The organism is Stenotrophomonas lactitubi (assembly GCF_002803515.1).
GTDB classification, from domain to species: domain Bacteria; phylum Pseudomonadota; class Gammaproteobacteria; order Xanthomonadales; family Xanthomonadaceae; genus Stenotrophomonas; species Stenotrophomonas lactitubi.
On record NZ_PHQX01000001.1, the window covers coordinates 1,905,204 to 1,919,014 of the forward strand.

13 protein-coding genes are annotated in these 13,811 nt (G+C 65.0%); 1 reads left to right on the top strand and 12 read right to left on the bottom strand.

Going from position 1 to position 13,811, the window contains the following annotated elements:
- Window positions 1-20 precede the first annotated feature (20 nt).
- The 8 genes from CR156_RS08970 to CR156_RS09015 all read right to left on the bottom strand — a co-directional run bounded on the left by CR156_RS08970 (window position 21) and on the right by CR156_RS09015 (window position 9,381).
- Window positions 21-1,595: an alpha/beta fold hydrolase gene (locus CR156_RS08970; RefSeq protein WP_100552567.1), complete on the bottom strand. Its 1,575-nt coding sequence runs from the start codon at window positions 1,593-1,595 to the stop codon at window positions 21-23.
- 125 nt (window positions 1,596-1,720) lie between these two features.
- On the bottom strand, window positions 1,721-2,992 hold the full coding sequence (locus CR156_RS08975; RefSeq protein WP_100552568.1) for a carbohydrate porin: 1,272 nt from the start codon (window positions 2,990-2,992) through the stop codon (window positions 1,721-1,723).
- Window positions 2,989-4,386, bottom strand: coding sequence for a c-type cytochrome (locus CR156_RS08980; RefSeq protein ID WP_100552569.1), 1,398 nt, complete (start codon window positions 4,384-4,386; stop codon window positions 2,989-2,991). The genes CR156_RS08975 and CR156_RS08980 overlap by 4 nt, the downstream gene beginning before the upstream one ends.
- Window positions 4,383-6,023, bottom strand: a complete 1,641-nt coding sequence (locus CR156_RS08985; protein WP_100552570.1) for a GMC family oxidoreductase — start codon at window positions 6,021-6,023, stop codon at window positions 4,383-4,385. The genes CR156_RS08980 and CR156_RS08985 overlap by 4 nt, the downstream gene beginning before the upstream one ends.
- Window positions 6,024-6,069: 46 nt before the next feature.
- The gene (locus CR156_RS08990; protein WP_100552571.1) at window positions 6,070-6,603 is read right to left on the bottom strand and encodes a sugar dehydrogenase complex small subunit; all 534 of its coding nucleotides are present in this window, start codon (window positions 6,601-6,603) and stop codon (window positions 6,070-6,072) included.
- A gap of 1,062 nt (window positions 6,604-7,665) precedes the next feature.
- Complete coding sequence (locus CR156_RS09005) at window positions 7,666-8,016, bottom strand: hypothetical protein (RefSeq protein ID WP_100552574.1); 351 nt, start codon at window positions 8,014-8,016, stop codon at window positions 7,666-7,668.
- A 123-nt stretch (window positions 8,017-8,139) separates the two neighbouring features.
- Window positions 8,140-8,721 (bottom strand): hypothetical protein, encoded by a 582-nt coding sequence (locus CR156_RS09010; RefSeq protein ID WP_100552575.1) that lies wholly within the window; start codon window positions 8,719-8,721, stop codon window positions 8,140-8,142.
- A 39-nt stretch (window positions 8,722-8,760) separates the two neighbouring features.
- Window positions 8,761-9,381, bottom strand: a complete 621-nt coding sequence (locus CR156_RS09015; protein WP_133120072.1) for a hypothetical protein — start codon at window positions 9,379-9,381, stop codon at window positions 8,761-8,763.
- A gap of 428 nt (window positions 9,382-9,809) precedes the next feature.
- Here CR156_RS09015 and CR156_RS09020 point away from each other — a divergent pair, with 428 nt between their 5' ends.
- Entirely contained in the window at window positions 9,810-10,550 is a 741-nt protein-coding gene (locus tag CR156_RS09020; protein ID WP_100552577.1) for a DNA/RNA non-specific endonuclease, read from the top strand.
- A gap of 83 nt (window positions 10,551-10,633) precedes the next feature.
- Here CR156_RS09020 and CR156_RS09025 read toward each other — a convergent pair whose 3' ends face one another.
- The 4 genes from CR156_RS09025 to CR156_RS09040 form a co-directional block, all read right to left on the bottom strand.
- The gene (locus tag CR156_RS09025) at window positions 10,634-10,864 is read right to left on the bottom strand and encodes a hypothetical protein (protein WP_100552578.1); all 231 of its coding nucleotides are present in this window, start codon (window positions 10,862-10,864) and stop codon (window positions 10,634-10,636) included.
- Window positions 10,861-11,280, bottom strand: a complete 420-nt coding sequence (locus CR156_RS09030; protein ID WP_100552579.1) for a VOC family protein — start codon at window positions 11,278-11,280, stop codon at window positions 10,861-10,863. The genes CR156_RS09025 and CR156_RS09030 overlap by 4 nt, the downstream gene beginning before the upstream one ends.
- An 11-nt stretch (window positions 11,281-11,291) precedes the next feature.
- Window positions 11,292-11,765, bottom strand: a complete 474-nt coding sequence (locus CR156_RS09035; protein ID WP_100552580.1) for a helix-turn-helix domain-containing protein — start codon at window positions 11,763-11,765, stop codon at window positions 11,292-11,294.
- 133 nt (window positions 11,766-11,898) lie between these two features.
- Window positions 11,899-13,755, bottom strand: a complete 1,857-nt coding sequence (locus CR156_RS09040; RefSeq protein ID WP_100552581.1) for an XVIPCD domain-containing protein — start codon at window positions 13,753-13,755, stop codon at window positions 11,899-11,901.
- Window positions 13,756-13,811 lie beyond the last annotated feature (56 nt).

Sequence of the window (13,811 nt, forward strand, 5' to 3'; positions counted from 1 at the left end):
GGAGCGGACGCGGCATGGATTCAGTGCAACGGCACCTTCAGCACTGATGGCGCGGACGCGGGCGAACTGAAGGTAACCGCCCCGCCCAACTGGCTGATGCCTGCGTAACGCAGGTCCACCGTATCGACCAGCAGCGTCAGGCGACTGCCGGCGGGAATGTTCCAGCTGCTTGCTTCCAGCCGAAGATCGAGGGTGGTCGCCTGGCCCGGTGCAACGCCGCGCAGGGTGTAGGGCTTGTGGCTGATCAGCTGGCCATTGCCCAGCACATCTTCCGCGTACAGATAGGCATACAGCGTGGTGTTGGCGCGGCTGGGGGTGACGGTCACGCGCACTTCCGGCGCACCGTCCAGACGGCGTTCGTTCCAGTAGATCGGCCCCTGCCAGACGCCTGCAGCGTTGCGCCCGATGAAAGGCACGTATGCACCCGGCGGAAGGTTGATCATCTGCAGCGAGCCCGACACCATCGCCACGCCGGAATTGGCGGCGGTAGGCAGGCCACTGCCGATGCGGTAGTTCCAGCCATTGCTGCGCCCGTTTTCAGCCAGGCCTCCGGTGGGCAGAAGCAGGCCGCCGGGTGCGGTCAACGCGTAGCTGACCGCGCCACTGTTGGTGGCCTGCCAGTTCGGGTAGCTGCTCCAGCTTCCCTTCTGTGACTTCAGCTGCACCGCCGGTTCGCGGTCGATGCCGTTGGTCACGCCCTTGAGGTAATGGTCGAACCAGTCGCCCACCGAGTCGTAGACCTCGTTGGGAATGCCCAGTGCGCCCAGGGCCTCGTTGAGGGCGTGGTCGCCGTGGCGCAGCTGCAGCTGCTTGGGGCCTTTCAGCTGGTTGAAGAAATCCACCAGCTGACCCGGCGGAAACAGGCTGTCGTTGAAGGCGTTGGCCAGGAATACGGCCGGCTGGTTGGCGTTGATTTCGTTGATGCTCGCAGCGGGGCTGCGGATCGCGGCCACCGGCAACAGCGATTCCACTGCGCCCTGATAGTTGCCGACCACCACGTTGCGGTTGATCGTGGCCAGTTCGGACCCGGGGCGGCCGGTGACCAGGCCGGCGGCCACCAGCAGTGCGATTCCCTGTGCACTTGGGGTGTCGTTGGCGTACAGCGACGCCTGCAGGTCGGCCCATCCGCTGAGGGCGGCCACTGCCTTGATGCGGGGATCGCGTGCGGCCGCCAGCAGGCTGGTGCCGGCGCCGTAGGAGATGCCCGAGACGCCGATCCGCGCCGGGTCGGCCTGGGTGTTCTCCAGCGCCCAGTCGATCAATGCGCTGACATCCTCGACCGTGGCTGGCCCGGCGATGTCGATGGCCCCGCCGGACTCCCAGAAGCCGCGCGAGCTGTAGCTGATGACCACGTAGCCGCGTTTGGCCAGCGACTGTGCGACCCCTACGTACTCCACGCTGGGAACGGCCCAGCTGCTGGGCATCACCAGCAGCGGGTACTTGCCGCTACCCGCGTCCTGGGGCTCGATGACAAAGACCCCAAGGGGTGTGCCGTCCCAGCTGGGAACGGTGCGGTGGGTGGTCTTGACCGTGGCGGCCCAGGCGGTGGGCGCCAGTCCGGTCAGCAGGATCAACAGCAGCAATACCTTGCGCATCGTCGTCTCTCCCCGTTGTTGGTGGTGCAACGGGTTGGACCGTACCAGTGCGAATGGTGGCTGACACCTTGCGCCGCAACATGCGGTGGCGGCCCTGCCACCCCACGCCACGGGCCTGAATGCGCCTACAGCGTCGCCTGCGCCTGCAGGGTGAACACCCAGCTGTCGGGTCGGCTGGCATAGGCGCCGGGACGTGCCACGTACTGAACCGCCGGCCGCAGCACCAGCCACGGGGCGACCTGCACGCCGTAGTTCAACTCGACGAACTGCTCGTTGCTCTGCACATCCTTTCCGGTCAGCTGCTGATGGCGAGCGAGCCGGTCGGAGATGTCCAGCCGATTCCAGGCCAGGCTGAGCACATCATCCTCGCGCGACGCGATCACGCCGCGCCAGCTCACGCCCGCTTCCCACGAGTAGCGCATCAGCCCTGTCTTTGCATCGGCACGGGTGGCCACGCCGAACACCGAGATGCCGCGCACCGTATCGCCCTCGGGCTTCCACACGCGCTGCGCGGCCTGCACGTATGAACCGCTGCGATGCGAGGCGCGAGGTGCGGCCGGATTACCGATGTCATCGGCGTTGGAGGTGTCCAGGTAGTAGCCGACCTTGTAGGTGCCGCCATAGTCCTCGCCGGACTTGCCGTGGCTGTAGCCCACTTCCACGGGCAGGAACAGACCGGTCTTTCCCCTCGTCGAAACACGAAAGCCACTGTTGGCCTGCTTGCGCGTCGGGTTGACGTCGTAGATGCTGGTCTGTGCGTACCAGCCCGACGGATCGTTCCACTTCACCCGCAGGCCCCACTGGCCCGTCGGGTTGTCCAGCCACCCGGAGCTGTAGATCGGGCCCAGCGGATGCCCGCATTGACCGTTGTTGTTGAAGTTGCAGGTGTAGGGCAAGCCACCGAAGTCGTTGCCCATCGAGTAGAAGCCCCCTTTCAGGCTCAGCCGCTTGTCCAGCAGCAGCCGCTCGTAGGAGAGCTCGTTGAAACGCAGGTTCTGGCCCTGGCCATAGAAGGCCTGGTTCTGGATATAGGAACCGGTGGACCGCTCGTTGATGGCGTTGCCGAAGCGGTCGGAGAACACCACGCGCAGCGTACCGTCGAAGCCGAGTGCTTTGCCGGTATCGATCGTCGCGCCCAGATCGATGTGTTCGGCGGTGGACCAACCACTGCCCTTGTAACCGTCGCTGTTGACGCCGCTGCCGATCACGATGCGTGCGCTGGGGGTTACACCACGGTCCTGCAGCCAGAGGCGCACGGCCCAATCCGCACTCAGCGGCGTCTGCACGATGCTGTCGACCGGTTTGGGCTTGGCGGTGGCACTCGCTTCGGCGGCCGACACCGGGCCATTGGCCACGAGCAGGAGCAGGCCGAGGCCGTTCAAGGAGAGCAGCTTCATGCTGCGGCCCTCCTGTCCTTGCGCTTCTTCCAGGCGCGCCGCACCAGCAGCACGACGCCGACCAGCGCCAGCACGGCAACGATGAGCATCGGCAGCCACAGCCGTGCGATCTTCGCCAGCAATGGCTTCTCGCCGCCGGCGCGGGTCAGCGCCACCTGAGCCTCGGTGACCTGGTCGCCCGGCCCGAACTGTGTACGCACGTAGGTCGCCACCGCTGCGATATCGGCGTCACTCAGGTCCTGCACGAATGAGCCTTTCGAGAAATGCGGCATCAACGCGTGTTCGCCATGCACATCGCGGTCGATGCCGCCGATGATGGTGGCGATGAGGTTCTGCGGGCGGGTCATGCCGACGGTGGTGTTGTGCACCAGGGAGGGGTAGTACCCGTCCCTGCTGCCCTCGCCCCGCGATCCATGGCAGCTTGCGCACAGTCCCGAATACAGTACTCCGCCCGATGCCAATGCCGCACCTGTGCCGCGTACCGGTTGCTCGCCCGGCGTAGCGGCGGCATCGCCCCAGGCAAAGGCGGCCCGCGTGGCGTCAGGATCGGCCACCGCCGGTACCGTGCGCAGGTAGGCAACGATCGCGGCGATATCCTCGTCCTGCAGCTTGGACAGGCTGTTGCTCACTGCTTCGGCCATGCCGCCACCGGCCTGCGCCTTGCCGGCGACACGGCCGGTCTTCAGGTACTGGGCCAGTTCTGCATCGCTCCAGCCACCGATACCGCTGGTGGGATGGGAGGTGATGTTGGGCGCGTACCAGTCCCCCAGCGATCCGCCGGCGAAGGCCTTGCCGCTCACTTCCTGCATCATCAGCCCGCGCGGGCTGTGGCAGCTGGAGCAATGCGCCAGGCCTTCCACCAGATAGGCGCCGCGATTCCATTGCGCACTCTTGCCTGCATCGTGCTTGAACGTTTCCTTGTCCAGGAACAGCAGGTTCCACACCGCCATGGACTGGCGGATGCTGAAGGGGAACGGCAGTTCGGTCGCGTGCGCTTCCTCATCGACCGGCGCCACCTCCGTCATGAAGTAGCTATACAGCGCGTGGATGTCCTCGTCGGTCAGCTTGGCATACGAGGTATAGGGCATCGCCGGATACAGATGGGCGCCATCCTTGCGCACGCCTTCACGTACCGCCTTGGCGAAGTCATCTTCGCTGTAGAGGCCGATGCCATGGCTCTTGGAGGGGGTGATGTTGCTGGCCCAGATCTCACCCAGCGGGGACGCAATCGCGTAGCCGCCGGCGTAGGGTTTGCCCTGTTTCGGGCTGGTGTGGCACGCCACGCAGTCTGCGGCGACCGAGAGGTAGCGCCCACGTTCGGCGACCTCGTCTGCGCGCGCGGATTGGCTGGCTGCAGCCAGCAGCATCAGCAGAGCCGACGCGAAGGTCTTCATGCCGCACGCTCGATGGCATCTGCAGCCCGCAATGCCAGCGCGGCCATGGTCAAGGTGCTGTTGACCACGCTGGCCGATACCATCGGACCACCGCCTGGCAGCCACAGGTTCGGGTGGTCGTGCGCTCGGCAATTGCCATCGACCACCGAATCGCGCGGGTCAGCGCCCATGATGGTCGAGCCCATGATGTGGTTGTTGGCGTTGAGCGCCGTGGTGATGACGAATTCCTCGGCGTTGAACAGCGAGCCGATATGCCGCAGCTGTTTGCAGGACTCGTCATAGCCCTTGCGGGCGTAGTCGCCCAGCGAGTAGTGGATGTCCGGGCAAGCCAGGCCATGGCCATCGACCCGTGTCTTCGACAGCGTCAGCCGATTGCTCGGGTCCGGCAAGGGTTCCAGGCTGATCGAAAGATCGACGCCGAAGATCGCGCGACGGCGGATTTCTGCATCCAGCGCGTCGCCAACCAAGCCTTTCTTCAGCGCCTGGTCGGTGGCGATCGCCACGCGGCTGATGTTGTTGAGGATGATCTTGGTGGCCGAGTACTGCGAGCGGAAGGCACCGTCGCGCGGACCGACCATGCAGCTGGACTGCGCCGGTCCGCGTCCCAGCCAGATCGGGCGATCGGCGATGAACGAGCAGTGGAACCCGGAGTGATCGAGCATGTTGCGCCCGACCTGGTCGGAACTGTTGGCGATGCCGTTGGGGTTCTGCTCGTTGGCGGCAAGCAGCAGCAGTCGCGGCGTCTCCAGCGCGTTGCATGCAATCACGAAGCTGCGCCCGGTGGCCTTGTGGCTGACCTTGTTGTTGTCATACCAGTGAATGGCCGTCACCCGGTTCTGCGCATCGGTGTCGATCCTGTAGGCCACTGCTTCGGCCAGCACCTGCGCACCCAGTTTCTCGGCCGCTTCGATGGTATGGATGCCGTTGTACATCGCGCCGATCGGGCAGATCGGCTGGCAGTTGTTGTTGCCGCAGCAGGCCGGCCGATCATTCCACGGCGTGACCATGCGACCCTGCGGAATGGGCACCAGGTTGTAGCCGTGCGGATTGACCACCTCGGCGAACACCTTGTCGCCGTTCCCCCAGGGAATCATGTCGGCCAGGTACGGCTTGGATCGCTCGGAGGGGCTCTGCTTGCCCGGGTCGTTCGGCCCGGAGACACCCATGGCCTCTTCCGCGCGGCAGTAGTACGGCTCGATGTCGTCGTAGCTGATCGGCCAGTCGCGCCCTACCCCATAGGTGGACTGCATCTTGAAGTCCACCGGCAGGTGGCGCCAGCAGGAGGCGGCCCAGTGCCAGGTGGTGCCACCCACCGCCTTGATGAAGCCCTGGTGGAAGCTGCTGGCGTCCGGGCCGGTCAGGCCCACGTAGTCGTTGGCCGGGAAATACAGCGGCGCGGTGGCCAGCGGCGACTGCGGATATGGGCCCTGGAAGTCGCTGCCGATGCGTCGCTCGAAGCTGACGTTGCGCCAGTTTTCAACCACGTCGGAGCGATGCAGGCGCGGGCCGGCTTCAAGGACCAGAACCGATTTTCCGGCACGAACCAACTGATGGGCGATCAATGCGCCGACGACGCCCGAACCGACGATCACAACATCGGCATCGGCGTCGCCATCACGGAAAACCGGAGCTTTCATGAGGGGGAATCCAGATCAATTACGGGAAAGAGATGAAAGCGCTGGCTCAGCCGTGCGCTCGTACCGTCGGCGGCGGCGCAGCCGTCCACCACGCAGGGCCACCTTGTGCGTAGGTCGGCGGGAACAGACCATCGTCCACCGGGCGCTGCATCAGCGCGTCGCGATAGGAGACGGTGATCGCCTGCGGGCCCTTGCCGACGCTGCCGGTGTACCAGGCAGTGATGATGGCCAGCGCTGTGGGACGTGCATCGCCAGCCGCAGCCAGCAGTGCTTCGGGGCCTTGTGCCTGTTGCGCCTTGGCCGCGAGTGCCGGGAACCGGGCGTGCATCTCAGGATGCAGCTTGGCGAATGCGGCTTCGATGCGGCCGGCGGTCGCCGGATCGAGATCGGTCTTGCCCGTCAGCGCCTGAGACAACTGTAGAAAGCGCCCGTCCGCCGGCTTTGCTGGGGCGGCATTGGCAGCGGTTGCTGGCACCTTGCCGTTGCAGGCCACCAGCAACGAAGCCGAGCCGACGGCCAGCAGGAAGGTTCTGCGCGTCAGGCCTTGCCCACTCCCTTCCAATCCCTCGGGAACACTCATGATGTGGACTCCTGATGCGTCACTTCTTCGGCTGCCCCGGACCGCGACGCGGGGGGCACCTACAGGTGAAACTGTAACGCACCTGCTCGTCGTCGCGGGGTGAGTGGGAGGGGCGATACAAGGGCCACGTGCGCTCCCTTTCAGCGCCAGAGGCGGTGGATTTTCGTTGGTGGCAACGCGATCCCGTCACGCCCGGAGAACGCGCTCAGCGCTAGAAACAAGGGGGTTTTCCACTCTGGAGTCTGGCCATGCGGGTACTACTGTTCTGTGCCGTGGCGGTGATGGCATTGTCGGCCTGCGACCAGGCCGAACGGACCGATCAGGCACAGCATGCCGATGCGGTTCGGCAAACCGCACCAACGGGCAGCGAGCCGGCGCGCAACGTGCCTGGCGGCGGCAGCGGGACCGCAGCCTCCGAGGACCAGGCATCGGGAACGGACGCCAACGACGGAAAGGATGCCCCGCCACAGCCTCCTGCAAAGCGTTGAGCTCCAAAAGGACGACCCTCAGCTTGCCGTAAGGGTGCTCGATCCCATGCTGGCGCCATGGGGCGTTCAAAGGAAAAGCCGCCGCGACAGAACACCGTCGCGGCGGCCTGGATCAGGCGTTTTCAACGAGATGTGAAACTCGACCTGACGTGGATTCACGCCGACAGCGCTTGAGCAGTGGCATGTTTGCACCGCTACCAGAGAGGTCTGCTCCATGCCCGATACCGGACTCTTCTACGTCTTTTCAGTGGATTACGCGGCCGACGCAATGGGCGGCCCCGATCAGGTCAGCTCGATCACCTTTCGCTGCAACCAATGCCACCACGTGTCCCGCACTGAAGCCGGCGTCCAGCGTGTAAGCGGGGGTACGCTGCTGACCTGCGGAAAATGCGGCGCCCACCAAGCCGTCAGCAACGCGCGCTTCGTCGACTGCATGCCTCCGCCTGCAGCTCTGCGATCTGCAACTGCTCCAGGTGAACGGTAAGGTCGCTACCCCGGCACCTTTCGTAATCCACTACGTCCACTCCATCCCCTGACATCCATCACGCCAGCGTTGTCAGGCGTTGCGGGCTGCTCAGGTGCTGGTGGTACTGGCCACGATGCCTGCGGGCTGCTGCCGCAAGGGCATGCAATGTCTGCTCGACGGCGCAACGCGCTCGTGGGTGGCGGCGAGAACCTGGTTCACGCGATGAAGCGTGCCACGACCACCGGGTTCGATACCGATGATGTAGACGAAGCGGCCATCGCAGCGCGACTGGGCCGATTCAAGCCCCTCTGCTTCAGCAAGGACACGCTTCAACGTCTTTTCCCAGGCTCTGCCCGGAGCCGATGCCAACTCCACCACCACCGCAGTTTCCCCGCAGTCCAGCGGCATCACCTCCACGCGCAGGATGCGTGGCGTCCTGATGGTCTCGGCGCTACCCATTTTGAGTCCTCCTCAGCATGCGACGGCGGCAGTATCCACGCCCGGCGCCAAGGCGGCGTCAAGAATGGATGGCCGTTGCGTGCAGATCGGCCTCTGCCAGCTTTCCCGCGTGAGCCATTGACATCAAGGCGTGACCAGATGCTGCCCGCCCTTTTCTTCTGCCGGCGGGGGCACTGCGGGAGCGCTGACAAATTCATGGCGTGCGAGCAACCAGGCGTGATCGGCAGCCAGGGCGGCTCTCGCCTGTGCCTCCCGATCAATGACGCTGACCAGATTGCCCGTTATCCGCAACAGTGTCTCGGTGTCCACGCGGAAGGGTGAAACGTCGCCAACGTAGATATCACCGATGTAGTTGAGCTTGCCCGCCTCGATCGTGAAGCTGACTGCCTGGGGCTCGGCAATGGCGATGCCCTGCTGCCCGATGCCAACCCAGCCGATGTAGTAGCGGCCAGCCTTGATGGGGCGGGTCTTCAGGCCCTTTGCGCAGGTGGCTACGGCATCGAACCTGTACGGCCCCCAGAAGCCGGTCGACGTATTTCCAGACAGGTAGAGCTGCACGAAGTTGATCTGATCTGCGCAGGTGACCGAAGTGGCCAGAATCCCTTCGTCCGGCTTGAGCTTCTTCGATTCCTTCATGTTCTCGATACCCGCGCAGGCCGTTGTAGACAGCATCAGCAGCACTGCCGCCGCAATGATTCGCTTCATTTTCCAGGTTCCGTTGAAATGCTGGGTGTCACGCGGGGACTACCGCATCTGCAATGGTGGTGCGAGGTACGCGTTGCACTTTTCGCCGCAGGCTCTCAACTCTTCTTCGAGCGCGTCGCTGGACGGTGCGCCCTGCGCGGGAACGGCCAGCTGGCGTCGGAAGGGATACCGCGCGAGCAGCCATCCCTGCTTCTCTTCGAGAAGGCGTCGGGATTCGGCTTCGCGGTTGCGTACCGACACCCAGCGATCGCTGTTGCCGGTGTGGCTGTACAGCCCGAACACGATGATCTCGCCGACGTAGGTGATCACGCCGGGCTGAACATCGAAAACGAGCGCCTCACCTTCCTTCACCAGACCCATGAAGCCGTAGCCATGTTCGATAAGGTGGCCGATGTAGTGCCGCCCTGCCTTCATCCGCAAGGACACCAGTCCCGCCTTGCAGCCCACATCGAAGTCACTGCGCCTCTCGGCAAATGCGCCGCCGGAATCCGCGCCGCTGGGAAAGAGGGTGACGTAGTTGATGTTGCTTTGGCAGTTCATCGACATCACCACCATGCCCTCGTCTGTGGCGAGCGGGATATCGGGTCTGGCCAAGTAGGAGGTGCAACCGCTCATGGGTAGCGCGCAGAGTGCTGCGGCCGCGATGGAAGTCCATTTCATCTGCGTATGCCCTTTTTCGGGCGAGCATAGCGCCAGCGCTGCGCGGCCGCTACGGGGCATCGAGCCGCTCACTCGTGATGCGTCACGTTAATCATCGGCGAGCGCTCTGCAGGCAGGTCTCGCCCAGGCAACGGCCACGCCACTAGCAGCTCTTCTTTTCATGCATGGGTGCCCTGATCTGACAGGAGCCCAGTGCTTGCGCGCAGTCACACCTTCGCACTTTGGTCGTTGACCTGCTGGCGTCAACAAATGACGCTAACGACACCGCAGCACTATTCCTAGTGCCCTTCCGCGGTCGAGATCCCAGGCAGTACCGGCCACGGCCGGGTCGCGTCCCCAATACCTGTCACCGCATCGTCCTTCACACGGAAAGGCCTGGCCTGCCGTGGTGGACGGCTGCGCCTTGCCCATACCCATGGAGATCCGCAATGCGCCTTGCCACGTTCTTCTTTGCCCTTGTTTTCAGTACCTTTGCCGGGGCTGCACATGCTCAGGTCGTGACCCTCAACAAGGGCGGGTACGTATTGACCTATGACTGCAGCATCCACAGCGCGACCCGATACGAATACACACTGGTGGCCGACACCGGCTCGGCCGCCCGCCCGTCCAGCTTCTACAAGGACCCGGACCTGCCGGCCGGCTGCCTCGGCCAGACCAGCACCGCCTCCTATGCCAGCGTGCAGTCCGGCTATGACCGCGGCCACCTGGTGACGTCCAACCACATGGACTACGACACCACCTACATCCGCCGCGCCAACTACATGACCAACATCGTGCCGCAGGTTTCCAGCTTCAACCAGGGCATCTGGGTGAAGGCCGAGAACGTGGCCGAGTGCTATCGGGACATTGCCCCGGTCGACGTCTATGGCGGCGTGGTCTATGGCGATGCGTCCAATGACTATTTCCTGTCCAGCCATGGCATTCCGACCCCGGAATTCTTCTGGAAGACGATCATCACCAAGGATCCGAACACCGGCACCGCCAAGGCCATCAGCTGGATCATTCCCAATGAAACGGGACTGGGCAGCCTGGACAGCTATCTGGTCACCATCGCGGATCTGGAAGAGTTGCTGGGCGCCAGCTACGTGGCGATCAACGCACCGGCGTCGCTGAAGAACATGCTGCCCAGCGCCAGCTGGCCGCTGCCCAGCGGTTGCGATCTGAGCTGAGCACCCAACGGCCCGACGGAGTGCGCTCCGCCGGGCCCATCACGCCCGCCGGCTCAGCCTGGGTGACCCTCTGCTGGGCAGCCTCAAGGTGCCGCCTCGGCGCGCGAACCGAGAGCTCCGCGCCGGTAGTGCAGCGCAAACAGATACAGCCCGGTGAACAACTGCAGGAACAACGGCGGCAGCGGCGAGTACGTGATCCACGCCGGGGGCTCGCCCTGCCCGATCCCGCGCGCCACGAAGTTGGCGATCACCGCCAGGGTGAAAACGATCGAGGTCCAGCGGTGCACGGGACGCGCCCAGCCACCGGCCCTCATTGTGGCTTCCTCGCGGGGCGCTCGATCATCTTCCAGCCATTGCCGGACGGATCACGGAATCCGGCATCCACCGCACCGTAGCGCTCCACCGGCTCCTGGGTGAATTCCACGCCACGGGCCTGCAGTTGTTTGTAGCTGGCCCGGCAATCATCCACCGCCAACACCAGCGGCGGCATCGCGCCCTTGGCCACCATCTGCTGCAGGGTCAGCGCAGTGGCTGCGTCGTGCACCGGCGGCCCCGGCTTGAACAGCCCGAGCTGGAAACCGCCCTCGTCGCCCGAATGCACCGTCAGCCAGCGATAGTCGCCGCTGCCCACGTCGGTGTGCACCTGGAAGCCGAGTTTGTTGACGTAGAAATCGAGCGCTGCATCCTGGTCATGCACATACAGGCCGACCACATTCACCATGCCAGTCATAGGATCCTCCCTCAGGTGGGATCTACGCTAACAAGGCCGCTGCGACGGCGCTTCTCCAAAACTGCGATCTTCAGGTCCGGACGCTGCGCGGCACGGGCGTGGCACTCGGGAACGGGGCCCTGCGCCGGGGAGATTGCACGCTGGCGGTCGCGGATGGCGCCGGGGCTGTCGCCGGTGATGTCGCGGAAGATCCGGCCGAAGGTGCCCAGGCTGGCCCAGCCGGTCTGCAGCGCGATCTCGGTGATCGGCAGGTCGGTATCGCGCAACAGAGCGACGGCGCGCTCGATGCGTCGACTGAGCAGATAGCGGTGCGGCGGCACTCCGAACGCCTCCTTGAAGGAACGCGCGAAATGGGCCGTGGAGACCGCACTGACCTGTGCCAGCCGTGCCACCGGCCAGTCCTCATGGCTGGCCCGATCCATGTGATCTTTTGCGCGCAGCAGGCGGCGCAGCAATTCCGGACTCTGAGGGGAGTGGGCGGCCATAGGTGCGGCCTAGCCTGAGCCGTACCGCCTGCGGGGTCAATCCCCTGGTCGACGTCCGCGCAGCGGCGTGTACCCGAGGCAGATTCCGCTGCGGATTGGCGCAGGGATGTTCACCCCTGCGCCAACGCTCAACTCAGTGCGCCATGACTCGGGCCGACTGCTCACGCGCAGACTGCTCCTGTTCCCGCTCCTGCTGCGGGCTTGGCTGCTGGGCCGCTGCCGACTGCGTCTGCTCCTGCAGTTCACGCACATGCTCGCTGACCGGCGTCGCCACCGCCTGCGCGGTCTCGGTGCGGGCGATCTGTCGATCCGCGGCGTGCGGCTGGCCCTGCACCGCAAATGCATACCTGCCGTCGTCACTGAGCACGGCCTCGTCGATCCGCTGCATGCCCTTGTCCTTGGCCGCTACCAGCAGTGCCATGCCAAGGCGTTCGCTCATTTCATCCGGCTGTCGCCCCATCGCCTGGTCGAGGCTGCTGACCGCGCCTTGGCTCTGCAGCCACATGCCATGGTCCGGGCTGGAAGTGTGCCGGGGGTCCTGCCGGGGCAGCAGCGGTGACGGCGGCGCAAGTGACTGCAGGTGCTCGCCCTGAACGCCAGCGTCGATCTTCTGAAGATCCTTGCCGCCAGCCGCGGCGATGTGGAACATGCGCTCGGCCATGCCGTAGGTGGATTGCCCCTGGTTGCGCGCCAGCCCCAGGGCGAAGGCGTCCACGTCCTGCTGCGGCTTGCCGCTGCCGTCCTCTGCAAGCACCTGCCACGATGGCCCCAGCATCGGGTTGTCCTTGACCATCGACTGGGTGCGCTCCATCAGCGTGCGCATCTGGGCCTCGCTGAAACTCAGTGTGTTCAGCTCACCGGCCTTCATCGGCCCGCGATCACCGGCAGGGTCGCCGGACAGCGCCGCGTTGACCATGCCGGCAATCTGTTCGCCCTGCGCATTCCCGCGCAGGTCGAAGGTGAATTCGTAGCGGCGCTGCGCCGTATCCTCCTGGCCATCGGCGCCGTAAGTGCTGATCCGGGATGCAGGCAGGTTGCCGTTGTACTGCACGCTGCGCAGCTCGGTGCGGCTGCCGTCTTCGCGACTGACCTGCACCACATCACCGCTGTTGCGTGCACCGGCCAGGTCGACACCAAACGTGTCGCCGTAGCCGACCTTCAGCCGCGTCTGCGAACTCATCCCCAGGCGCTCGACCGTGGCCAGATCCTGCACGCCCGCGGTCTGGCTGTTCATCGTGCCGTTGTCGATGAACTGTTCATAGGCCTGGCGGCCCTCGGCGTGATCGAGGTTGAAGGTGGCGGTGCGGACGGCGGAGTGACCGAGCGCGTCCTGGCGACCAGCAATCGCGCTGAACCTGCCTGCGTTGAAGCCGATGCCATTGAAGGCCTCGACCGCCTCGTTCGGCCCGGTGGTAACGCGCACCCGGCCATCATCCAGGCGATCCACGCGGTAGCTGGCACCGCTCGCCTCGGTCGTCTGGCTCTGCATGGCGATGTTGCGGAAACTGCTTTCCAGCGCGGTGCCGGTGAACTGTTGACCATCCAGGGTGATGCTGCCGCCCTTGGGAATGGTCTGCGGATCAAACGGGTTGATGCGTGTGGGATCGACGTCCAGGGCGTCACTGGGCAGGGTGACCCTGTAGCGCCCGCGTACACCCGTGCTGCTGGTGTCCTGGAAACCGGCACCCTTCACGCTTGCACCGACCACCGACTCCATCGTCAGCAGGTAATCCCTGCCGCCATCGGGCGTCGGGCTGCCGGCCATGTTCAGCGACGTGCCCTGGAACTGCGATGCAAGACTGGACGCTGCACGCTTCTGCTCGGCACCCACTTTCAACGCACCGTCACCCTCGTTCAACGTGACCGAGTAACCGCCGGCGGCAGCGCGGACCTCGCTGTTGGCCGAGGTGTAAGTCGGATCGAACGACGCCGTGGCGGCATCGCGCGGCGCATCCGGGGTTGCGCCTTCCTTGCTGGTCTGGGCATTCATGCCGTGACCTCCTTGAACAGAGACGCGCTGATTATAGGGCGCAGGGCGCGCGGCAC

Bases quoted from the DNA above. Each gene is read 5' to 3' on its own strand.
- CR156_RS09020 (WP_100552577.1), top strand. From the start codon at position 9,810: ATGCGCCTTGCCACGTTCTTCTTTGCCCTTGTTTTCAGTACCTTTGCC.
- CR156_RS08985 (WP_100552570.1), bottom strand. From the start codon at position 6,023: ATGAAAGCTCCGGTTTTCCGTGATGGCGACGCCGATGCCGATGTTGTG.
- CR156_RS09025 (WP_100552578.1), bottom strand. From the start codon at position 10,864: ATGAGGGCCGGTGGCTGGGCGCGTCCCGTGCACCGCTGGACCTCGATC.
- CR156_RS09040 (WP_100552581.1), bottom strand. From the start codon at position 13,755: ATGAATGCCCAGACCAGCAAGGAAGGCGCAACCCCGGATGCGCCGCGC.
- CR156_RS08975 (WP_100552568.1), bottom strand. From the start codon at position 2,992: ATGAAGCTGCTCTCCTTGAACGGCCTCGGCCTGCTCCTGCTCGTGGCC.
- CR156_RS08990 (WP_100552571.1), bottom strand. From the start codon at position 6,603: ATGAGTGTTCCCGAGGGATTGGAAGGGAGTGGGCAAGGCCTGACGCGC.
- CR156_RS09005 (WP_100552574.1), bottom strand. From the start codon at position 8,016: ATGGGTAGCGCCGAGACCATCAGGACGCCACGCATCCTGCGCGTGGAG.
- CR156_RS09035 (WP_100552580.1), bottom strand. From the start codon at position 11,765: ATGGCCGCCCACTCCCCTCAGAGTCCGGAATTGCTGCGCCGCCTGCTG.
- CR156_RS09010 (WP_100552575.1), bottom strand. From the start codon at position 8,721: ATGAAGCGAATCATTGCGGCGGCAGTGCTGCTGATGCTGTCTACAACG.
- CR156_RS09030 (WP_100552579.1), bottom strand. From the start codon at position 11,280: ATGACTGGCATGGTGAATGTGGTCGGCCTGTATGTGCATGACCAGGAT.
- CR156_RS09015 (WP_133120072.1), bottom strand. From the start codon at position 9,381: ATGAAATGGACTTCCATCGCGGCCGCAGCACTCTGCGCGCTACCCATG.
- CR156_RS08970 (WP_100552567.1), bottom strand. From the start codon at position 1,595: ATGCGCAAGGTATTGCTGCTGTTGATCCTGCTGACCGGACTGGCGCCC.
- CR156_RS08980 (WP_100552569.1), bottom strand. From the start codon at position 4,386: ATGAAGACCTTCGCGTCGGCTCTGCTGATGCTGCTGGCTGCAGCCAGC.